Origin of the sequence: Agrobacterium sp. OT33 (assembly GCF_017313365.1) — a bacterium.
Taxonomy (GTDB): domain Bacteria; phylum Pseudomonadota; class Alphaproteobacteria; order Rhizobiales; family Rhizobiaceae; genus Agrobacterium; species Agrobacterium rhizogenes_A.
Genome location: NZ_JAFLMZ010000004.1, coordinates 209,558 through 229,817, shown reverse-complemented (window position 1 = coordinate 229,817; position 20,260 = coordinate 209,558). Strand labels below are relative to the sequence as shown.

Here is a 20,260-nt window from a genome sequence, read left to right as displayed (position 1 = left end):
AAAACAGGCTGTGGGCTTTCAGAACCACCAGCAGACGCCGCCGCAGTCCCTCACTGCGGCGGTTGTTTCGCCCCTTAAAAGCACATTTCTCGGCGTTGCGCTCGTCAGCGGCGTGGTCAATATACTCGCGCTCACGTCGCCGCTCTTCATGTTGCAGGTTTATGACCGGGTTCTGGCAAGCGGCAGCCTGCCGACGCTGGTCGGACTTGCCGTGCTTGCGCTCGGCCTTTACGGTTTCCAGTGCCTGCTCGACATCATCCGCGCGCGTGTCCTTATCCGCATCGGCGAAGACTTCGACATGCGTCACTCCGGCAGGGTGCATGATGCGGTGGTGCGCCTGCCGCTCGTCAATCGCATGCCGGGCGACGGGCTGCAGCCGCTGCGCGATCTCGACAATGTGCGCGGTTTTCTCTCCGGCACGGGGCCGACTGCCTTTTTCGATCTGCCGTGGATGCCGCTTTATCTCGGCATATGTTTTCTGTTTCACTTCTGGATCGGCGTGACGGCGCTTGCCGGCGCGGTGCTGCTGGTATCCCTGACGATCCTCACCAATATCTTCTCGCAGAAGCCGATCCGCGACACCATGGTCGAGAATATGGCCCGCAACCGGCAGCTGGAGGCCTCGCGCCGTAATGCCGAAGTCGTGCAGGCTATGGGTCTTGGCGGCCGGCTCGGAAAACGCTGGCAGAATTCCAACGAGGCCTATCTTGCCGCCAATCGCAAGGCGGGCGACGTGGCCGGCGGTCTCGGCAATATCGCGAAATCCCTGCGGGTCGTGCTGCAATCGGCCATTCTGGCGGTCGGCGCTTGGCTCGTCATCAATCAGGAGGCCTCCGGTGGCGTGATGATCGCCAGTTCGATCATGATGGGCCGGGCTCTGGCGCCCGTCGATCTCGCCATTTCCAACTGGAAGTCCTTCGTGGCCGCCCGGCAGAGCTGGGCGCGGCTGAGGGAGCTTTTTGCCCAGATGCCGGCCAATGACGCCGCCATGGCCCTGCCGAAGCCTGAAAAGGAATTGCGGGTCGAAAACGTCACCATCGTTCCGCCGGGAGAAAGAAAACCGACCGTCACCGGCCTTGGCTTCATCGTGACTGCTGGAAACGCGCTCGGCGTCATCGGCCCCTCCGGCTCGGGTAAATCCACGCTGTCGCGCATTCTCACCGGTGCGTGGATGCCGGCCGCCGGCAAGGTACGGCTGGACGGTGCAAGTTTCGAGCAATGGGACCGTGAGGCGCTGGGCCGCCACATAGGCTATCTGCCGCAGGGCGTGGAGCTGTTCGACGGCACGATCGGTGAAAATATCTCCCGTTTCGAGGATAATCCCGATCCCGAGGCCATCATGGCGGCGGCCAGGGCTGCGGGTGCGCATGAACTGATCCTGCGTTTCGAAAAAGGTTATGACAGCGATATCGGCGAGGCGGGTTCGGCGCTTTCCGCCGGGCAGCGCCAGCGCATCGGCCTTGCCCGCGCGCTATACGGCGATCCCTTCATCGTGGTGCTGGACGAACCCAACGCCAATCTCGATGCGGAAGGCGAAGCCGCCGTGGTCAAGGCGATTTCCTCGGTCAAGGCGCGTGGCGGCATTGCCGTCGTCGTCGCCCACCGGCCGAGCGCCATCGGTGCCGTCGATTTCATTCTGATGATGGAAGAGGGGAGGATGAAGGCCTTCGGCCCGCGCGACGAAGTGCTGTCGAAGGTGCTGCGCGTTCCGCAGGGGCAGGCGGCCAAGGGATTTGCCGCATCCGCCCAGACGGTCTCGCCGCTGCGCGTCGTCGCCAATACCCAGCCACAGGCGTTGGTGCTGGAAGACGTCCGTGAAGAGAACAGCCAGGAAGGAGATGCGGATGTCAAACATTGATCAGCGCAGCCGTGTGTCCCGCTCCATCCGCAAACATCTCGTTGCCGGCCTTGCTGCGGGTGTAGCGCTGCTGGCCGGCGTCGGCGGATGGGCTGCGACGACCAATCTTGCCGGCGCGGTTGTCGCCTCCGGTCATCTGGTGGTGGATTCCTACAGCAAGAAGGTGCAGCACCCGAGCGGCGGTGTCGTCGGCGAAATTCTGGTGAATGAGGGCGACAGGGTGAAGGCCGGCGATGTGGTCATGCGCCTCGATGCGACCCAGACGCGCGCCAATCTCGCCATCGTCACCAAGCGTCTGGATGAGCTGAATGCGCGCATGGCAAGGCTGGAGGCTGAGCGCGACGATCTGCCGGAACTCGTTTTTCCGCAGACTCTCATTGCACGCAAGGACGATCCCGATGTCGCCTCCGCCATGCGCAGCGAGACCAAGCTGTTCGAATTCCGTAAATCCTATCGGGAAGGGCGCAAAGCGCAGCTTTCCGAACGCATCACCCAGTTCGAACATGAGATTGAGGGGCTGAAGGCGCAGGAAGTCGCTTATGATAACGGCCTTGCCGTGCTGGAGGCTGAAATCACCTCGCAGAAATCCCTGCGCGAACAGGGTGTCGTCTCGGTGCAGAGGCTGAACAGCCTGCAGACGCAGGCCGCGACATTCGGCGGCGAACGCGGCGAAAAAATCGCCTATCAGGCGCAGGCAGCAGGGCGCATCACCGAAACCAGGCTGCAAATCCTGCAGATCGATCAGGAATTGCGCACCGAGGTCGGGCGGGAACTGCGCGAGATACAGGCCCAGATGGGTGAATTCGTCGAGCGCAAGGTTGCCGCCGAAGACCAGCTGAAGCGCATCGATATCGTCGCGCCGCAATCCGGCATGGTACATGAAATGGCCGTGCATACCGTGGGCGGCGTGGTGACGCCGGCGGATCCGATCATGCTCATCGTGCCTGATGGAGACGAGCTGGCGCTGGAAGTGCAGATCGTGCCGAAGGATATCGACCAGCTTCAGCTGGGGCAAAAGGCCATGCTGCGCATGACCGCCTTCAACCAGCGGGTCACGCCGGAACTGGAAGGCCATGTCAGTCGTATCGCGGCGGATATCACCACCGATCAGCGCAGCGGTCTCTCCTATTATCTGGCGCGGATTTCCGTGCCGGTTTCCGAAAGGCAGAAGCTGAACAATGCGCCGCTGGTGCCGGGTATGCCGGCCGAGGCGTTCATCCAGACCAGTGAAAGGACGGCGCTGTCCTATATCGCCAAGCCGTTGACGGACCAGATCAGCCGCGCCTTCCGGGAAGAGTAGGAATCTGGGCCAGGCTTGCGGACTTTATCCACCTTCGCCAAAACGGAAGGCGGCAAAGCCCTTTTTCTGTGTCGGGATTGCCCAGACGCCGCCCGAAAATGGCGATTGCTTCAGCCGGTCTTCGGACATGTTGTGGCGGTGTGACGTCAGGAAAAGGATGCTGAAATCAGGTCCTCCGAAGCACGGCATAGTGGGGTGCGGCACAGGGGTCGGGATCACGTCCGTATGGTCGCCGTCGGGCGCGAAAATGTTCAACAGGCCAGCGGAAACGCCTGCGCTGTAATAGGCGCCACTGCTGTCGAGACAGCCGCCATCGGGTCTTCCCGTCTCTTCCGTCATCCGGGCCACCAGCACGCCCTCATCGAATGTGCCGTTCCTGCTATCGAATTTGCGCCGGCGTATCCATTTCTGGACGGAATCGCTCTGCCACATGATGGAGCCGTCTGGGGAAAAGGCGAGGCCGTTTGGGCATGTCAGGCCGGTCTGCCTGCGCTCGGCGCTCTTTTCGGTGATCCGCCAAAGCTCACCATGAGGTTCCATGTCCGAGAGTGGCACATTATGCATGGTTCCCACCCAGAAGGCGCCGTCGGGGCCGACCCGTCCGTCGTTCAGCCGGCAAGGAATGCCGTCCGGTGACGGGAGGGAATGGAGAAGGCGTGTTTCGCCGCTGTCCGGATCGAGGATGACAACATCCATGCCGCAGGCGACGATGAGATCGCCGTTCCGACAGAGACCGAGACTTGAGACCGTATGAGGAAACGTCCATTCGCGATAAAGGCCGGGCTCGATCGCTGCGGACCGCACCGTCCTGCCGAGTATATCGCACCAGAAAAGCACCTGTCGCCGCTCGTCCCAGACAGGGGATTCCGCAAGTGTGCTCATCGTGTCGCACAGAAGTTTCGCCTGCGACATGGCAAGCGCTTTTTCGGGATTTGCCGTATTCATGATGCTCGAACCGTTGAAGATGATGGCGCAGAATTATTCGAAATAGTCCTGGTGGTTCTCGAAAACCTGCGAAAGAATACCGAGAACGCGTCGCAGGTGCTTGCGCAGACCATCGGTCGCGCGGGCTTCGTCGCCGGCCTTGATCGCATCGTAAACCGCCTCATGTTCGGAGAGCAGCCGCGCCATATGCGCCTCGTCGGTGATGGCGAGCGCGCGCAGGCGGTCCAGCCCCGCCTTCTCGCGGATCAACAGCGTCTCCAGCCTCTCAAGACCGGTCGCGGCGGCAAGCGCGCTGTGGAACTGGTCGTCATGCACACGAAAAGCCTTTCTGTCTCCGCGGTGCATGGCTGCGCGCTGGCCGGTGAGGGCGTGTTCGATCTCCTGCTCGGCCTCCGCGGTTATGCCGATCTGGCACAGCCTGCAAACCGCAGCGACCTCCAGTGCCTCGCGGATGAATTGCGCACTGCGAATGTGTTTTTCCGATAATCTGGAGACATAGGTGCCGCGGCTTGGCAGGGTGACGATCAGGCCGTCATCCCGCAGGCGGCTCAGCGCTTCGCGCACCGGCGTTCGACTGGAATTGAACAACTGTCCGATCTCGTTTTCCGAAACCGCCTGGCCGGGAAAAAGCTCCCGGGACAGGATGGCCGATTTCAGCGCGGAATAGATCTGGTCCACGACCGGACGGTTAAGGTCCAGTCGCTCCATCGTCGGCACGGAGCCACCTGTTACGGGAATTTTCGGCATATACCCTCCAGCGTTTTCATAACCGGTATACCGGAACACAAGTCTGTTGACAACCGGCATACCGGTATGCAAATGATCGCTTATTGGGAAGGAGGCTCCCGAAATGCAAAATATCAAGACCTGCGTCATCGTCGGCGCCGGAATGGTGGCGAAGACGCATGTGCTCGCCTGTGCGGCAAGTCCGGAAAAAATTCGCCTGAAGGGTTTGGTCGATGGCGGTTCCGGCCGCGCCAGGGCGCTGGCCGCCGAAGCGTCGAAACACGCCGGATATGAGGTCGTCGTTTATTCCTCGGTGGAGGAAGCCGCACGCGATGCGGATGTCGATTTTGCCATCGTCGCAACGCCGCCGAATGCCCGCATCGATATCGTCGGACAGCTCGCAAAGGCGGGCAAACACATTCTGATGGAAAAGCCCGTCGCCCGGAACACGCAGGAGGCCGGCGGCCTTGTCGCCCTCTGTCGTGACGCCGGCGTCACGCTCGGCATCATCTTCCAGCACCGTATGCGGGCTGCATCGCAAGAAGCCCGTGAGCTTGTGGACGGCGGGACGCTCGGAGCTCTGGGTCTCTGCGAAATTTCCGTGCCGTGGTGGCGTGGGCAATCCTATTATGATGAACCCGGCCGGGGCACACTGGCACGCGACGGCGGCGGTGTCCTGATCTCCCAGGCAATCCACACCATCGATCTGGCGCTGAGCCTCGCCGGGCCGGTCTCGCGCGTTCAGGCTATGGCGGCGACGACGCGGTTTCATCGCATGGAAACCGAAGATTACGTCGCGGCCGGCCTGCGATTCAAGAATGGTGCCGTTGGCTCACTCGTTGCAAGCACCGCAAGTTTCCCCGGTGCTCCGGAATCGATTGTCCTGCATTTCGACAATGCCAGCCTGCGGCTCGCCTCGGGCCTCCTGCATGTCGACTGGCGCGATGGCCGGCAGGAGACCTTTGGCGGTGCGGCATCCGGCACGGGTGGCGGCGCCGACCCCATGGCTTTCACGCATGAATGGCATCAGGGCGTCTTCGAGGATTTCGCAGACGCCATCTCCTCAGGGCGCGCGCCGGTCGTCACCGGTGAAGCGGCTCTTTTGTCTCACAGATTGATCGACGCGATCATCAACTCGGCCGATACCGGCAAGGAAGTGGAACTGCAGGATGACTAAAGCAATCAAGTTCGTCGCTCTCGGCATAGAGCACCGGCACATTTTCGGCATGGCCCAGAACCTGCTGGACGCCGGCGCGGAATTCGTCGGCTGGTGGACCGAAGGCGAGCCGGATGTCGTGGAAGGCTTCGTCAAGCGCTTCCCGACCGTGCCGCGCGCGGCATCGAAAGAGGCTCTGCTTGCCGATGGCACCGTCGATCTCGTGGTGATAGCTGATATTCCTTCCAAGCGCGCCGATCTGGCGATTGCCGCCATGGAAGCGGGCAAGGACGTCATGTCCGACAAGCCCGGCTGCACCACTTTCGAACAGCTCGATCGCCTTCGCCAGACCGTGGCTAAGACCAAGCGTATCTGGACCGTCGATTTCTCCGAGCGTTTTGAAGTTCCGAGCGTGACCAAGGCGGCCGAACTCGTTGCGCAGGGCGCCATCGGCCGTGTGATCCAGACCGTCGGCCTCGGCCCGCATCGCCTAAACCGCCAGATCCGTCCGAAATGGTTCTTCGAGCGTGAAGCTTACGGCGGCATCATCACCGATATCGCCAGCCACCAGATCGACCAGTTCATGTTCTTCACCGGTTCGACCGAAGTGGAGATCGTGGCTGCCACCGTTGCCAACTATGCCAACCCTGATGATCCGGGTCTGCAGGATTTCGGTGAAGTGGTGCTGCGCGGCGACAAGGGTCACGGCTATATCCGCGTCGACTGGTACACGCCCGATGCGCTGCCGACCTGGGGTGACGGCCGCCTCACAATCCTCGGCACCGAGGGCTACATCGAACTGCGTAAATATGTCGATGTCGGCAACAAGGAAGGCACCGACCGCCTCGTTCTCGTGAATGGCGACCGCTGCGAATACATCGACGCCTCCGATGCAGGCTTGCCCTATTTCGGCCGCCTGTGCGACGACATCCGCAACCGCACGGAAACGGCGATGACGCAGGAGCATGTGTTCAAGGTATGCGACCTGTCGCTGCAGGCGCAGGCCAAGGCCGAAGGAACTTCGAAATGATCGGTGTTGCCATCATTGGCGCCGGCATCGGCGCCCAGCATCTGAGCGGCTATCGGGCCCTGCCGAAGCGCTTCGTCGTCAAGGCGATCTGCGACCTCGATCTGGAGCGCGCCCGTTCCGTCGTGGGTGAGGATACGTCCATTCGTCTGACGACCGATCTCGACGAGGTTCTGGCGGATGAGAGCATCCAGCTCATCGACGTCTGCCTGCCGCCGCACCTGCATTTCCCCGTAACGCTGAAGGCGCATGCGGCGGGCAAGGACGTGGTCTGCGAAAAGCCGCTTGTTCGCTCGCTTGAAGAGGCAAATGCGCTGATCGACTCCGTCAAGAAGACCGGCCGTGGCGTGTTTCCCGTCTTCCAGTACCGTTTCGGACATGCGATGCGGCAGCTGCGTGCGCTCATCGATGCCGGCCTTGCGGGTAAGGCCTTTGTCGCGAGCTCGGAAGTTCACTGGAACCGTGGCGCCAGCTATTACGACATTCCCTGGCGCGGTACGTGGAAGGGCGAATGCGGTGGCGCGATCCTCGGTCATGCCATTCACGCCCATGATCTTCTCTGCCACGTTCTCGGTCCCGTCGACGAAGTGTTCGCCATGGCCGATACGCGCGTCAACAAGATCGAAACCGAAGATTGCGCGGCACTCAGCTTCCGTATGAAAAGCGGTGCGCTGGCGACAAGCTCGGTGACGCTCGGTGCCGCCGAAGATACGTCCCGCCTGCGCTTCTGCTTCGAGGGCTTCACCGCCGAAAGCGGCACGCTGCCCTATCGTCCGGCCGAAGACACATGGCGTTTCATCGCCCGTGCGCCGACCACGCAGGACCAGATCGACGCCGTCCTGGCGACGGTGGCCGATGGCGAAAACGGTTTTGCCGGTTTCGTCGAAGCCATTGCCGACGCAATGGAAGGACGCGGCGGCAAGGAAGTGACTGTGAACGATGGCTTGCAGTCCATCGAACTCGTCACCGCCATCTATCGCTCGGTGCGGGAAGGAAAGCCGGTTCGCCTGTCTGACGCCGCCGAAGGCGAGTGGATCAAGGGCTGGGCTCCGCGCACATCCGCCAACGCATAATCATCTAAGGGAGGAAAAGAGATGATCGGTAAATACAGCATGGCATTGGCGCTCGCCATTGGCGCGGCGTCCTTTGCAGGCGCCGCACAGGCGGCTGAGGAAGTGCGCTTCACCTGCGCTTATGACGGCAACGGCTGCGAAATTCTGAAAGATATTCTCGCGCGCTACGAAAAGCAGCACCCGGACGTGAAGATCGTCACTGACGTCGTGCCCTATAAGGCGCTGCTGGAAGGTCTGCCCGTGCAGCTCGCCGGCGGCAGCGGCCCGGATTTCGCAACCGTGACCGACCTTGGCGGCCTCAACCGCTATTATCTCGATCTCACGCCCTACGTGGACGCGAAATATTGGGAAGACAATTTCTCGAACGTGCTGAAATGGTACCGCAGCGGCCCTGACGACAAGGGCATCTACGGCATGCATACCCAGCTCACCATTACCGGCGCCTTCATCAACCGCACTTTGTTCGATCAGGCAAACGTCGCCGTTCCCGGCAAGGATGCGACGCTGGACGACTGGGCGAAGGCTGCAAATGCCGTCGCCAAGGCAACCGGCACGCCTTACCCGATGGCCATCGACCGTTCCGGCCACCGCATTGCCGGCCCGGCCATTTCCTATGGCGCGAAGATTTTCGATGCTGATGGTAAGCCAATTCTGGTCGATGAAGGCTTCACGACCTTCGTGAAGAAATTCGTCGAATGGAACAAGGACGGCACCATGGCGCGTGACGTCTGGGCCGGGCAGGGCGGCAATACCTATCGCGACGCCGCGCAGGAATTCATCAACGGCCAGCTCGTCTATTATTATTCCGGCAGCTGGCAGACCGCGCGCTTCGACAGCCAGGTGGGCGATGCGTTCGACTGGGAAGTCGTGCCGCAGCCCTGCGGTGGCGCAGCCTGCACCGGCATGCCCGGCGGAACCGGCATCGTCGGCTTCAAGCAGACCAAGAACCCGAAGATCGTTGCAGACATCCTGAACTTCTTGGCGCAGGACGAGAATTATCTCGACTTCACCGTGCGCACCCGCAACGTTCCGGCCCACAAGGCCGTGGCCGACAAGGGCGTGACCTATACCGGTGCGACGCCCGCGACGCAGAAGGCCATGAATGCCTGGCTGGACCAGATCCCCGGCCTCAGCCCGATTGCCTACACCTATCAGGGTTACAAGAACAATCGCGCCATGTTCAACATCTCCGTCCAGCGCATCACGCAGGCCATCGTCGGTGAAAGCACCGTCGATGAGGCCATGGCCCGCGCGAAGACGGACCTCGAGGAAGCGTTGAAACAGGCGAAGTGATCCATCGCCTTCCGGCGCGGCGCATGCCGCGCCGCGCCGGATCGAAGGAGGACCCTCATGTATAAATTTCTTGCGCCCGTCATGGGCATCGTCGAACTGCCCTTCGCCTTTCTGCAGAAGGTTCTCGGCCACCGGCGGATCGCCTGGGTGTTTCTCACACCCAACCTGATCCTGTTTGCGGTCTTCGCCTTTCTGCCGATCCTGCTGAACATGGCCTATTCCGTGACCGGCAGCGAACACATATTGCTTTCCGAGCGCCCTTCGGTGGGCGGTGAAAACTTTTCGGTCCTTCTTTCCTGTCAGAATTACCTCGACCCCAATTCCTGTCAGCGCGACCTGTTCTGGCGCTCGGTCTGGAATACGGTTTTCTTTGTGGTGCTGCAGGTTGGTTTCATGGTCGGCTTCTCGCTGATAACGGCCATCGTGCTCAACCGCGATATCCGGGCGCGCGGGTTCTTCCGCGCGGTGTTCTTCTTCCCGGTTCTACTCTCGCCCGTCGTTGTCGCGCTGATCTGGAAGTGGATTCTCCAGCGTTTCGGCGTTCTTAACGCGGCGATGGAGGGGCTCGGCCTCGGTTCGGTCGATTGGCTGCTCGAAGCCAACCTTGCCTTCGGCTGGTCCGTGTTCCTGTCGGTCTGGGCGCATATGGGTTTCTACACGCTCATTCTTCTGGCCGGCCTGCAGGCGATCCCGCGTGATGTCTATGAGGCGGCGCAGCTTGACAAGGCGAGCCCGTGGCGCATTTTCCGGCGCATTACCCTGCCGTTGCTTGCGCCCACCATGCTCGTCGTTCTCGTCCTGTCGCTCATCAAGGGCGTGCAGACCTTCGATGAAGTCTTTGCCTTCACGGGTGGCGGCCCCGGTTCGGCGACCACCTTCATCATTCAGTTCATCTATCAGACCGGCTTTGCCGGGACGCCCCGCAATTTCGGCCTTGCGGCTGCCGCTTCGCTGCTGCTCGCCGTGGTGCTCGTGGTGCTGACCGCCCTGCAATTCCGGGCAAACAGGAGCAAGGTCGATGGCTAGGATTGGCGCATTTCTGACCCGTACCCGCGGCCGCAACGGCAAGCTGCACTGGACCGACTGGCTGTCCTACGCCTATCTCGGCGTGGCGGTGCTGATGATGTTTGGTCCCGTCGTCTGGCTGGTGCTCTCCTCGTTCAAGACGGAGGCCGATCTGCAGCGCTTTCCGCCGCGTCTTCTGCCCTATACGCAGGAAACCGTGGTGGTGGATGGGCAGCCGGCGCCGCTGCCGGCCTATGTCGACAAGGATGGCCGCAAGTTCGGCATGGTGCGCCGCATCGGTCTCGTTGCCCAGGTGGTCGACCCGGCCAAGCCAGCCGAAGTCCTGAAGATGCAGTTCAACGAGCTGAAGCCTGCCGAAAAGGTGGCGCTGGCGACGGAAAACTACACCGAGCTTTTCCAGCGCTTCAATTTCCCGCTTTATTTCTGGAACTCGACCTTCATTACGGTGACGTCCACGCTCATCATGCTGATCGTCAATTCCATGGCGGCCTTCGCGCTCTCGAAATACCAGTTCAAGGGCAGGGGCGTGGTGCTGGCGCTGGTTGTCGGCACGCTGATGATCCCGCAGACCGTCGTGCTGGTGCCGCTGTTTCTCATTACCAGCCAGCTCGGCATGATCAACAGTCTCTGGGGCGTCATCATTCCGGGGGCGGCTACACCGACCGGCGTCTTCCTGCTGCGGCAATACATGCTGACGATCCCGGATGAAATCCTCGATGCGGCGCGTATGGACAAGGCCAGCGAGTGGAAAATCTACTGGCGCATCATCCTGCCGCTTTCGGCCCCGGCGCTTGCGGTTCTGGCGATCCTTGCGATCATGTGGCGCTGGAACGACTTCCTCTGGCCGCTGATCGTGCTGACCCGCAACGACAACTTCACCCTGCAACTGGCGCTCAACTCCTTCCAGGGGGAGATGACGACGGAATGGAGCAATCTTCTGGCCATGACGGTGCTGACACTCGCCCCGATCGCGCTGGTCTTCATGTTCCTGCAAAAATACATCGCCACCGGCATTGCATCGACGGGCGGCAAATAATCCTCAGGGAGGAAACACGACAATGGCAAGTATAGAGCTTCGTCAGGTCAAAAAGACATATGGTGCCCTCGATGTGATCAAGGGTGTGGATCTCGATATCAAACACGGCGAATTCTGCGTTTTCGTCGGCCCTTCCGGCTGCGGCAAGTCGACCCTGCTGCGCATGATCTCGGGTCTCGAGGAACTGAGCGGCGGCGATATCGTCATCGGCGGCGATGTGGTCAACACGGTGCCGGCCGCAGATCGTGGCCTTGCCATGGTGTTCCAATCCTATGCCCTTTATCCGCATATGACCGTGCGCGAAAACCTCTCTTTCGGGCTTGAAAATATCGGCACACCCAAGAAGGACATCGCCGAAAAGATCGCCCAGGTCGCCAAGATGCTGCAGATCGACCAGCTGCTGGAGCGTCGCCCGAAGGACTTGTCGGGCGGCCAGCGCCAGCGCGTCGCCATCGGCCGCGCCGTGGTGCGCGAGCCGCGCGTGTTTCTTTTCGACGAGCCGCTTTCCAACCTCGATGCGGAATTGCGCGTCGATATGCGCGGCGAGATTTCCAGCCTGCACCGGCGGCTCGGTAATACCATGATCTATGTGACGCACGATCAGGTGGAAGCCATGACCATGGCCGACAAGATCGCCGTTCTGCGCGCCGGCAAGCTCGAACAGTTCGGCGTGCCGCTCGATCTTTATAACCGCCCGGCCAATCTTTTCGTGGCAGGCTTCATCGGTTCGCCGAAGATGAATTTCTTTGCCGGCGAAGTAACCTCGGATGCAGCGCCGTCGCTCAAGATCGCCACAGGCGAGCTGATCCCTCTGCCGCAGACCGGTTTTGCCTACAGGCCCGGCCAGAAGGTGACGCTCGGCATCCGCCCGAACCATGTGCAGGCGGGTGGCGAAGGCGCGCTGACCATGTCGGTGCGAACGGCCGAGCAGCTGGGCGGCGAATCCTATCTTTACGGCACGCTCGGCGATGGCACTCGGGTGACGCTGCATCTTTCCGGCCAGACCTCGACATCGGCGGACGAAGTCATCCGTTTGTCGGCGCCGCTGGAACATATCCATCTTTTCGACACGACGAGCGGGCTGACGCTCCGGCAGGACTGACAGCCTTAAGCGCAACCCGCAACGCAGGATCATTGACATGACCGATAAAAAACTCCGCTCCGACCGCTGGTTCGCACCCGATGACCTGCGCAGCTTCGGCCACCGTTCGCGCATGATGCAGCTTGGTTATGCGGAGGAGGATTTTGTCGGCAAACCCGTCATCGGTATCCTCAATACCTGGTCGGAGCTGAACACCTGTCATTCGCATTTCCCTGAAAGGGTGAAGGATGTGAAACGCGGTGTGCTGCAGGCGGGTGGTTTCCCCGTCGAAATGCCGTCGCTCTCGGTGGACGAAAGCTTCACCAAGCCGACATCGATGCTTTACCGCAACATGCTGGCCATGGAGACGGAGGAGATGATCCGCTCGCATCCGCTTGACGGCGTGGTGTTGATGGGTGGTTGCGACAAGACGACGCCCGGCCTCGTCATGGGGGCGATCTCCGCCGGCGTGCCGATGATCTATCTGCCGGCCGGCCCGATGCTGCGTGGCAACTATGCCGGCAAGGTGCTGGGTTCAGGTTCGGACGCCTGGAAATATTGGGACGAGCGCCGCGCTGGTAACGTCACGGACGAGGAATGGCGCGGCGTGCAGGGCGGCATCGCCCGTTCCGCCGGTGTCTGCATGACCATGGGCACCGCCTCGACCATGACCGCCATCACCGATGCCCTTGGCCTCACCCTGCCGGGAGCTTCCTCCATTCCGGCGGTGGATGCCGAACATCAGCGCATGTCGGCAGGTTGCGGCCGGCGTATCGTGGAGATGGTGGCCGAGGATCTGACGCCGGACCGTATCCTGACCGCGACCGCGTTTCGCAACGCCGCCATCGTCGCCATGGCGACCGGTTGCTCCACCAATGCCGTCGTGCATCTTATCGCCATGGCGCGGCGCGCCGGCGTGCCGATGACGCTCGATGAGCTGGACGAGCTTGGCCGGATCACGCCGCTCATCGCCAATGTTCGCCCCTCCGGCAAAGACTATCTGATGGAGGACTTTTATTACGCCGGCGGTCTGCGGGCGCTGATGAAGCAGCTCGAAAGCCGTCTCGACTGTTCGGCGCTGACCGTGACCGGCCGCAGCATGGGCGAGAACCTCGAAGGTGCGAAGGTCTATAATGACGACGTCATCCGCTCGCTCGATAATCCTGTCTATGCGGAAGGCTCGCTTGCGGTGCTGCGCGGCAATCTTTGCCCTGATGGCGCCGTCATAAAGCCCGCCGCCTGCGATCCGAAATACCATATCCATGAAGGCCCCGCGCTGGTCTTCGACAGCTATCCCGAGATGAAGAAGGCGATTGATGACGAGAACCTCGATGTCACGCCGGATCATGTTCTGGTGCTGCGCAATGCCGGTCCGCTCGGCGGTCCCGGATTTCCTGAATGGGGCATGCTGCCGATCCCCAAGGCGCTGATCAAGAAGGGGCACCGCGACATGGTGCGTATTTCCGATGCCCGCATGTCCGGCACGTCCTATGGCGCCTGCGTGCTGCATGTCGCGCCGGAAAGCTTTGTCGGTGGCCCGCTGGCGCTCCTGAAGACCGGCGATATTGTCCGCCTCGATCTGCCGCAGCGCCGTCTCGACATGCTGGTCAGCGAAGAGGAAATCGCCAGCCGCCGCGCCGCCTGGCAGGCGCCGGTACCGCGTTATGAACGCGGTTATGGCTATCTCTTCTCCAAGCACGTCACCCAGGCCGATCAAGGCTGCGATTTCGACTTCCTGCAGACGGATTTCGGCCGCACCGCCGGCGAGCCCGATATTTTCTAAGGACGCGACATGTTGAAGCGATTGCTCATCACCGGTGCCGGCGGCAAGCTGGGCAGCATGCTGCGCGGGCGGCTTGGCCATGTCGCGGAGACGATCCGTCTTTCCGACGTCGTCGATCTCGGTGAGGCAGCCCCCCAAGAGGAGCTTGTTCGCTGCCGGCTCGAAGACGAGGCGGCGGTTCATGAACTGGTAAAGGGCTGTGACGGCATCGTCCATCTCGGCGGTATTTCGGTGGAAAAGGCTTTTGATCCCATCGAGGCCGCCAATCTTCGCGGCGTCTACAATCTTTACGAGGCGGCGAGACAAAACGATCTGCCGCGTATTCTCTTCGCCTCCAGCAACCATACGATCGGTTATTATCCGCAGGGGCGGCAGCTTGAGCCGGAAACACCCTTTCTGCCGGATGGCCTTTATGGCGTCTCGAAGATTTTCGGTGAGGTGATGGCAAGCCTCTACCATTCCAAATTCGGCCAGGAGACGGCCATCGTCCGCATCGGATCCTGCGAAGAAAAGCCCTCGAACTGGCGGATGCTGTCGACCTGGCTGAGCTATGGTGATTTCGTCTCGCTGATCGAGGCCACCTTCCGTGTGCCGAAACTCGGCTGCCCGGTCATCTGGGGCGTTTCGGCCAATGACGACAGCTGGTGGGACAATTCCCATGTCGATTTTCTCGGCTGGCAGCGGCGCGACAATGCTGCACATTACCGGGCGGAAATCGAACGCGACGTACCGCGCCCCGATCCCGAGGCCGCAATCGCAAAATATCAGGGCGGCGTCTTCACAGACGAGCCCATTCACAGGACTTGAAACACACCCATCCGCCCATTGCGAGGAGACAGACATGAACAATGAAACGCGCGAAAAATTGCTGACGATTTCCGTCGCTACGCTGGCGACGGCGCTTTACAAGCGGGGTCTGCGCAACCAGGTCATTCAGGGCGTGCGCCCGCTTGGTTACAAGGGCAAGAACATGGTGGGCCCGGCCTTTACCCTGCGTTACATGCCGGCCCGTGAGGATCGCAACCAGCTTGTCGAATTTCGCAATCCCGCCCATCCGCAGCGCGTCGCCATCGAGACCTGCCCGCCGGGCCATGTGCTTGTGATGGACAGCCGCAAGGACGCGAGTGCCGCTTCGGCCGGCGATATCCTCGTTACGCGCCTGATGGTTCGCGGCGGTGCGGGCATCGTTTCGGATGGCGGCTTCCGTGATGCGGCCACCATTGCCGAGCTGGATATTCCTGCTTACCACACCCGCCCTTCGAGCCCCACCAACCTCACCAAACACGAGGCTATCGAGATCAACGGCCCGATCGGCTGTGGCGATGCGCCGGTCTTTCCGGGTGACATCATCGTCGGCGACGCCGATTGCGTCATCGTCATCCCGGCGGGTATAGCCGACGAGGTAGCGACCGAGGCGGTGGAAATGACGGCTTATGAGGACTTCGTGGTGGAGCAGGTCAAGGCCGGCCAGACGATCATCGGGCTTTACCCCTGCACCAAGGAAGAGCACCAGACGGCATTTGCCGAATGGCGCAAGAAGAACAACCGCTGAGCCTTACAGCCAGCCCAGTGCTTTCGCCGCGCGGATCGCCTCCGCGCGGCGTTTGCAATCCAGCTTGCGGAACAGGTTGCCGAGGTGAAATTTCACCGTCACTTCCGAGATGTTGAGCGTCTGGGCGATCTTCTTGTTGGACATGCCGCTGGCCAGCAATTGCAGCATCTGCGCTTCCCGCTGGGAAAGCCCGCCATGCAGCGCGCGTGCCTGCGGTGAGTTGACCGAGGCGGCGAAAATCGACAGCGCGGTGCGCACATCGGAAGAGGTTTCGATGAAACTGCGGATGCGGCGATTGTTGAGAAGCGGTGACAGAAAGACGCGCTCTTCCGACAGCACGCCGTTGCAGCCAAGGCGGGTTGCTGATTCAAGAGCGGTGAGGATATGGGCGCGGGCGCCGGCATTGTCGCGGCGCTGCTGCGCGGCATAGCTCTGCCAGATCCTTAGCGCGACCTTTTCACGATTGGTGACCTTGGGATTGGCGATCATCGCGTCGATCTGGCGGGAGAGATAGGCGCGCGGTGTGAAAAGATGCACCGCATCGCGCAGCCAGGCCATGACATAGGCGATTTCGTCTCGCCGCGTCAGGCGGGAAAGGTCTTCATGGGCGCTTTCCACCCAGTTGCGGCCCATCGGCATGCGGATTGCCGAAAGCGTCGCGGCGGCATCCGCCCACCGGTTGGCGTTCTGATAGGCGAGGGCCGTCCTGATCTCCATCATCGCATGGAATTGCAGCCCTTCCGAAAGGTGAATCCACAGGCCATCGAGAAAGCCCGGACGAACGGTCATCGGAAAATGGTCGATCAACACCTGCGAGGCGTAAAACAGGGCAAATTGCATCAGGCTCGGCCAGATTTCGGCAGCGGCGAAGTGATCGAATTCGTGCTCGACGAAATGTAGGAGGTCGCGTGGCTTTCCCGCTTCATAGGCAAGACAGGCTTCCGCCAGCCGCAACATCCGGAACTCCTGCACGGCATCATGCGGCACCTGTTCCAACCGTGCGCGCGCCTCCTGCGCCGCCCGGCGGGCCAGAAGCACATCGCCGCTCATCAGCCGCAGTACGATCTGATGCAGGTGGATGAAGAATTCCAGCAGGGGCTGCCCGCCCATCTTGCGCAGATAGATAAGCGCGCGGGCGGCAGCCGCCTCCGCCTCACGGAAATTGCGGCGGCGGATTTCAAATTCCAGCAGCGCATTGTAATAGGCCGCCCATTTACCGTGATCGTCCATCGGATAATCGGCCATGAACTCGCCGAGCCGCGTTATGACAGCGTCATTGGGCGTCAGGTCCTCGGCGATCATCAGGTTTAGCCGGAAGGTGCGGGCGGCGAAGGAAAACCGCGAGCCACGGGCAAGCACCTTCAGCGGATCGAGATAATCCGAACCGAGACTCTTGCCGAGCAGATGGCGCACGCGTTGCAATTCACCCTGTTTCAGCAGCGCGCGGGTGACGGCGAAGAGCACGGTTTCATTGGCCGCGATCATATCCTGCGAAAACCGCATGATGATTTCGCGAAACCGGTCGACGCTGCTTCTGTAGATCAGCTCACGGCCGTCGGCGCGCTCAAGGATTTGTGCGGCATGGGTCTCGTAACCGCGGTCCAGCAGCATGGCCATGGCGGCCAGCGAACGCCCTGCCTTTTCGAAAGCCGAGGCGACCTCCACCACGGCGCTGTCGGCCTGCAATGTGGCGAGGCGTTCTTTTGCCGCAACCGTCAGAAGCCGTATCAGCGTGCGGTGATTGTCGGGCTTTCCCGTCAGAAAGGGCGGCAGAAGCTTGCTCCAGTCCGCATCTGGGTCTGCGGAGGGATTTTCGAGCCAGAAGGACAGTTCGACCGTTTGGGCAGGGGAAAGATGCGGCAGATAGCTTTCCCGCAGATAGTCGGCGCATAAGGTTTCGTCCGGCAGGCGCGCCAGCGACAGGAAGGCCGGCCACCCCGCATAATCCTCGAGTGCCAGATGCTTCTGCTCAGGCGGAAGGCTTTCGGCCTCGTCCTGCCTGAAGGCCAGTTCGTCCGATCCTATGGTGAGCGAGCCGCGATGCAGTATGTGCCGCGCCATGCCGCTGATCCGCTGGTCCGGCCGGCAGGCGATGACGACGAAACGCACCGATTCCAGGATGGGGGCGGGCATGCGTACCGCCCGTGCAAAGACCGGAACGTCCCACAGCAGGCAGCCATTTGCCGCGTCGTCGCCTTGCGGCTGGTGCGTGCGGCATATCCGCGTTCCCAGTTCTTCTGCGAGCATCTCCAGCAGCACGCTTTTTCCGGCCCCCGCTGGCGCGCGCAGAAATACCACGCCCGCGGTTTCGCTGGCGATGCGGTGGCAGAGGCGGGGACGGGGCAGGAGTGTCATCGGGAAAGGGATAGGGTATCCAGATATAAAAACCTATACTCATTCTTCAAAAAACTATACCTTTCGGCAATTGTTCAAACCGCCATCTGGTGAAAACTTGTGCTCCGGCAACCGATGCACAAGGAACGTTCCACCGATGCAGCAACATCCGCTGGTCGCGATTTTGAACAGGCTCGGCACCTTCGTGCTGGTCATGATCGCCCTGTCCATCATGATTTTCGGGCTCGCCCGTGTGGTCCCCGGCGATCCCGCCCGCATGGCGCTGGGTCCTGCGGCAACGCAGGAGCAGGTGGATGCGCTGCGCGGCGAGATGGGCCTCGATAAGCCGCTTGCCATCCAATATCTCGATTACATCGGCAATGCCCTGCACGGCGATCTCGGTTTCTCGCTGGTGTCGCAGCGCCCCGTCACCACCGATCTGGCGCAGACCGTTCCGGCAACCGTCGAACTGGTGCTGGTCTCTGTCATCTTCATGTTCGCCGTCGCCATTCCGCTGGGCGTCATCACCGCACATTACCGCGACCGGCCGCTGGACCATATCGGCCGTATCCTGTCGCTCACCGGGGTGACGATCCCGAGCTTTCTTTTCGCCATCACGCTGCAATTGCTGGCCGCCCGGTTTCTCTCCGGCTGGCCGATCATCGGCAGGCTCGATCACTCGCTCGGCTGGCAGGGCGGCCCGACGGGCTTCATCCTGATCGACGGCATGCTGGCCGGACGGTTCGATGTGGTGCTGGATGCGCTGAAACACCTTGCGCTGCCGGCTTTTGCGCTTTCCATGGCCGGCATCGGCCAAATCACCCGCATTACCCGCTCCTCGATGATTGAAAACCAGCGCAAGGACCATGTGCTGACCCTGCAGAGCTTCGGCGTGCCGGAGCGGGTGATCATCTTCCGTTACCTGCTGAAGCTCTCTTCCATTGCGCCGCTGACGATCATGGGTCTCGAATTCGCGTCGCTGATCGGCAATGCCTTCGTGATCGAGATGGTCTTCGCCTGGGGTGGTTTCGCTTCTTACGGGTTGAACGCCATCCTGCAGAAAGACCTCAATGCCGTCACTGCCGTGGTGCTGGTGGCCGGCCTGTTCTTCATCGTTGCGAACCTGATCGTGGATGTCCTGATCTCGATCATCGACCCGCGCCTGCGCCGCAAGGAGGCTCGCTGATGGCTGATATGAAAATGCTCGAACCCACCGATCGCGGTTTAAGCGCCGGTTACATGATGTGGTATCGCTTCAGCCGCAATCCGGCAGCGGTCATCGGTTCGCTGATCCTTCTGTCGGTGCTGGTGCTGGCGGTCTTCGCGCCATGGCTCACGCCCTATCCGAAACATATCGGCGCGGTCGTCGATTTCCGTGCCCGCCATATGCCGCCGGATCTGGAGCACTGGTTCGGCACCGACAAGGCCGGGCGCGATATCTTTTCCCGCACCATTTTCGGGCTGCGTGTTTCCCTCCTTCTCGTCATCGGCGTGCTCGGCATTTCCGTGCCAGTCGGCACCGTGCTCGGCCTCATCGCCGGTTATTTCGGCGGCTGGACCGAGAAACTCATCAGCGGCCTGACGAATGTGATGCTGGCCATGCCGCCGCTCGTCATGGCGCTGGCGGTCTCCAACCTCCTGGAACCGACACTGACGAACGCCATGATCGCGATCACGCTGCTGTGGTGGACCTGGCACGCGCGGCTGATCTATTCGGTGTCGAAGTCCATTGCGTCCGAAGACTATATCGAGGCGGCGCGTCTTGCCGGTGCCGGCCCCCTGCACATTCTCTTTCGCGAAATCCTGCCCAATTGCGTCTCGGTCATATCGGTCAAGACGACGCTTGATGCCGCCTTCGTCATCCTGTTCGGCGCGACGCTCAGCTTCCTCGGTTTCGGCGTCAAGCCGCCGACCCCCGATCTTGGATCGATGGTCGCCGACGGGCGCCAGTTCATGCCGGATTTCTGGTGGGAAGTGCTCTGCCCCGGTGCGGCCGTGCTTTACGTGACGCTGGGTTTCAACCTGCTGGGCGACGGCCTGCGCGACATGTTCGACGTGGAAAGCTAAGGC

17 protein-coding genes are annotated in these 20,260 nt (G+C 61.4%); 14 read left to right on the top strand and 3 right to left on the bottom strand.

What is annotated here, in order from left to right; all coding sequences use genetic code 11:
- Window positions 1-10: 10 nt before the first annotated feature.
- Both JZX88_RS11530 and JZX88_RS11525 read left to right on the top strand, forming a co-directional pair.
- Window positions 11-1,858: a type I secretion system permease/ATPase gene (locus JZX88_RS11530; RefSeq protein WP_206913638.1), complete on the top strand. Its 1,848-nt coding sequence runs from the start codon at window positions 11-13 to the stop codon at window positions 1,856-1,858.
- A complete protein-coding gene (locus JZX88_RS11525; RefSeq protein ID WP_206913637.1) occupies window positions 1,845-3,158 on the top strand; it encodes an HlyD family type I secretion periplasmic adaptor subunit in 1,314 nt (437 codons plus the stop codon). The genes JZX88_RS11530 and JZX88_RS11525 overlap by 14 nt, the downstream gene beginning before the upstream one ends.
- Before the next feature lie 24 nt (window positions 3,159-3,182).
- Here the strand turns inward: JZX88_RS11525 and JZX88_RS11520 are convergent, their stop codons facing one another.
- Both JZX88_RS11520 and JZX88_RS11515 read right to left on the bottom strand, forming a co-directional pair.
- Window positions 3,183-4,103 (bottom strand): SMP-30/gluconolactonase/LRE family protein, encoded by a 921-nt coding sequence (locus JZX88_RS11520; protein ID WP_206913636.1) that lies wholly within the window; start codon window positions 4,101-4,103, stop codon window positions 3,183-3,185.
- A gap of 33 nt (window positions 4,104-4,136) precedes the next feature.
- Window positions 4,137-4,850, bottom strand: a complete 714-nt coding sequence (locus JZX88_RS11515; protein ID WP_142855902.1) for a GntR family transcriptional regulator — start codon at window positions 4,848-4,850, stop codon at window positions 4,137-4,139.
- A 103-nt stretch (window positions 4,851-4,953) separates the two neighbouring features.
- Between JZX88_RS11515 and JZX88_RS11510 the strand changes: the two genes are divergently transcribed.
- The 10 genes from JZX88_RS11510 to JZX88_RS11465 are packed head-to-tail and all read left to right on the top strand — an operon-like array spanning window position 4,954 to window position 15,856.
- Window positions 4,954-6,006, top strand: coding sequence for a Gfo/Idh/MocA family protein (locus JZX88_RS11510; RefSeq protein ID WP_206913635.1), 1,053 nt, complete (start codon window positions 4,954-4,956; stop codon window positions 6,004-6,006).
- Window positions 5,999-7,015: a Gfo/Idh/MocA family protein gene (locus JZX88_RS11505; RefSeq protein WP_206913634.1), complete on the top strand. Its 1,017-nt coding sequence runs from the start codon at window positions 5,999-6,001 to the stop codon at window positions 7,013-7,015. Before JZX88_RS11510 ends, JZX88_RS11505 begins: the two co-directional genes overlap by 8 nt.
- Window positions 7,012-8,085, top strand: a complete 1,074-nt coding sequence (locus tag JZX88_RS11500) for a Gfo/Idh/MocA family protein (RefSeq protein WP_110757919.1) — start codon at window positions 7,012-7,014, stop codon at window positions 8,083-8,085. The genes JZX88_RS11505 and JZX88_RS11500 overlap by 4 nt, the downstream gene beginning before the upstream one ends.
- Window positions 8,086-8,106: 21 nt before the next feature.
- The gene (locus tag JZX88_RS11495; RefSeq protein ID WP_065117530.1) at window positions 8,107-9,378 is read left to right on the top strand and encodes an ABC transporter substrate-binding protein; all 1,272 of its coding nucleotides are present in this window, start codon (window positions 8,107-8,109) and stop codon (window positions 9,376-9,378) included.
- A gap of 57 nt (window positions 9,379-9,435) precedes the next feature.
- Complete coding sequence (locus JZX88_RS11490; protein WP_110757921.1) at window positions 9,436-10,404, top strand: carbohydrate ABC transporter permease; 969 nt, start codon at window positions 9,436-9,438, stop codon at window positions 10,402-10,404.
- Window positions 10,397-11,440 (top strand): carbohydrate ABC transporter permease, encoded by a 1,044-nt coding sequence (locus JZX88_RS11485; RefSeq protein ID WP_110757922.1) that lies wholly within the window; start codon window positions 10,397-10,399, stop codon window positions 11,438-11,440. The genes JZX88_RS11490 and JZX88_RS11485 overlap by 8 nt, the downstream gene beginning before the upstream one ends.
- Before the next feature lie 22 nt (window positions 11,441-11,462).
- A complete protein-coding gene (locus JZX88_RS11480; RefSeq protein WP_065117532.1) occupies window positions 11,463-12,542 on the top strand; it encodes an ABC transporter ATP-binding protein in 1,080 nt (359 codons plus the stop codon).
- 37 nt (window positions 12,543-12,579) lie between these two features.
- Window positions 12,580-14,304, top strand: a complete 1,725-nt coding sequence (araD, locus tag JZX88_RS11475; RefSeq protein ID WP_206913633.1) for an L-arabinonate dehydratase — start codon at window positions 12,580-12,582, stop codon at window positions 14,302-14,304.
- 9 nt (window positions 14,305-14,313) lie between these two features.
- The gene (locus tag JZX88_RS11470) at window positions 14,314-15,111 is read left to right on the top strand and encodes an NAD(P)-dependent oxidoreductase (RefSeq protein ID WP_206913632.1); all 798 of its coding nucleotides are present in this window, start codon (window positions 14,314-14,316) and stop codon (window positions 15,109-15,111) included.
- A 34-nt stretch (window positions 15,112-15,145) separates the two neighbouring features.
- Entirely contained in the window at window positions 15,146-15,856 is a 711-nt protein-coding gene (locus JZX88_RS11465) for a ribonuclease activity regulator RraA (RefSeq protein WP_172873757.1), read from the top strand.
- A gap of 3 nt (window positions 15,857-15,859) precedes the next feature.
- On the opposite strand, the gene JZX88_RS11460 is transcribed toward JZX88_RS11465, so the two are convergent.
- Complete coding sequence (locus JZX88_RS11460; protein ID WP_206913630.1) at window positions 15,860-18,211, bottom strand: LuxR C-terminal-related transcriptional regulator; 2,352 nt, start codon at window positions 18,209-18,211, stop codon at window positions 15,860-15,862.
- Between the two features lie 136 nt (window positions 18,212-18,347).
- On the opposite strand from JZX88_RS11460, the gene JZX88_RS11455 reads away from it, so the two are divergent.
- Together JZX88_RS11455 and JZX88_RS11450 are read left to right on the top strand one after the other, a co-directional pair.
- The gene (locus JZX88_RS11455) at window positions 18,348-19,376 is read left to right on the top strand and encodes an ABC transporter permease (RefSeq protein ID WP_065117537.1); all 1,029 of its coding nucleotides are present in this window, start codon (window positions 18,348-18,350) and stop codon (window positions 19,374-19,376) included.
- Window positions 19,376-20,257, top strand: a complete 882-nt coding sequence (locus JZX88_RS11450; RefSeq protein ID WP_006698626.1) for an ABC transporter permease — start codon at window positions 19,376-19,378, stop codon at window positions 20,255-20,257. Before JZX88_RS11455 ends, JZX88_RS11450 begins: the two co-directional genes overlap by 1 nt.
- Window positions 20,258-20,260: the final 3 nt, after the last annotated feature.

What these genes read in the sequence shown, in the direction of transcription:
- JZX88_RS11480 (WP_065117532.1), top strand. Translation starts at nt 11,463, where the DNA reads ATGGCAAGTATAGAGCTTCGTCAGGTCAAAAAGACATATGGTGCCCTC.
- JZX88_RS11455 (WP_065117537.1), top strand. Translation starts at nt 18,348, where the DNA reads ATGCAGCAACATCCGCTGGTCGCGATTTTGAACAGGCTCGGCACCTTC.
- JZX88_RS11525 (WP_206913637.1), top strand. Translation starts at nt 1,845, where the DNA reads ATGTCAAACATTGATCAGCGCAGCCGTGTGTCCCGCTCCATCCGCAAA.
- JZX88_RS11470 (WP_206913632.1), top strand. Translation starts at nt 14,314, where the DNA reads ATGTTGAAGCGATTGCTCATCACCGGTGCCGGCGGCAAGCTGGGCAGC.
- JZX88_RS11505 (WP_206913634.1), top strand. Translation starts at nt 5,999, where the DNA reads ATGACTAAAGCAATCAAGTTCGTCGCTCTCGGCATAGAGCACCGGCAC.
- JZX88_RS11485 (WP_110757922.1), top strand. Translation starts at nt 10,397, where the DNA reads ATGGCTAGGATTGGCGCATTTCTGACCCGTACCCGCGGCCGCAACGGC.
- JZX88_RS11490 (WP_110757921.1), top strand. Translation starts at nt 9,436, where the DNA reads ATGTATAAATTTCTTGCGCCCGTCATGGGCATCGTCGAACTGCCCTTC.
- JZX88_RS11460 (WP_206913630.1), bottom strand. Translation starts at nt 18,211, where the DNA reads ATGACACTCCTGCCCCGTCCCCGCCTCTGCCACCGCATCGCCAGCGAA.
- JZX88_RS11500 (WP_110757919.1), top strand. Translation starts at nt 7,012, where the DNA reads ATGATCGGTGTTGCCATCATTGGCGCCGGCATCGGCGCCCAGCATCTG.
- JZX88_RS11510 (WP_206913635.1), top strand. Translation starts at nt 4,954, where the DNA reads ATGCAAAATATCAAGACCTGCGTCATCGTCGGCGCCGGAATGGTGGCG.
- JZX88_RS11465 (WP_172873757.1), top strand. Translation starts at nt 15,146, where the DNA reads ATGAACAATGAAACGCGCGAAAAATTGCTGACGATTTCCGTCGCTACG.
- JZX88_RS11520 (WP_206913636.1), bottom strand. Translation starts at nt 4,103, where the DNA reads ATGAATACGGCAAATCCCGAAAAAGCGCTTGCCATGTCGCAGGCGAAA.
- JZX88_RS11515 (WP_142855902.1), bottom strand. Translation starts at nt 4,850, where the DNA reads ATGCCGAAAATTCCCGTAACAGGTGGCTCCGTGCCGACGATGGAGCGA.
- araD (WP_206913633.1), top strand. Translation starts at nt 12,580, where the DNA reads ATGACCGATAAAAAACTCCGCTCCGACCGCTGGTTCGCACCCGATGAC.
- JZX88_RS11450 (WP_006698626.1), top strand. Translation starts at nt 19,376, where the DNA reads ATGGCTGATATGAAAATGCTCGAACCCACCGATCGCGGTTTAAGCGCC.
- JZX88_RS11495 (WP_065117530.1), top strand. Translation starts at nt 8,107, where the DNA reads ATGATCGGTAAATACAGCATGGCATTGGCGCTCGCCATTGGCGCGGCG.